The sequence below is a fragment of the Xanthomonas sp. XNM01 genome, from assembly GCF_014851915.1.
Lineage (GTDB): Bacteria > Pseudomonadota > Gammaproteobacteria > Xanthomonadales > Xanthomonadaceae > Pseudoxanthomonas.
Window position 1 is genome coordinate 1 of record NZ_JACVAP010000026.1, and the last position, 255, is coordinate 255.

Here is a 255-nt window from a genome sequence, read left to right on the forward strand (position 1 = left end):
CAGCTCCCCCGCGCTTTTCGCAGGCTGTCACGTCCTTCATCGCCTCTGACCGCCAAGGCATCCACCGTGTGCGCTTATTCGCTTGACCATATAACCCCAAGTCGCCTCGGAGTTACATGCCGTGTCGGTGGGGTACAAATCCAACGACGCGAACATACGACTCAATTTTTAGGGACTCGAAGTCCCCGCCTTAGCCTCAACGACACGTCGAGATGGATAATCTCAAACGCTCGCTACATTCCAAGTTTTAAAAGA

General features: G+C 53.3%; 1 rRNA gene. It reads right to left on the minus strand.

Annotated features, from left to right (window positions below):
• A 23S ribosomal RNA gene (locus IB242_RS20905) occupies positions 1-88 on the minus strand; the annotation flags it as partial.
• Positions 89-255: the final 167 nt, after the last annotated feature.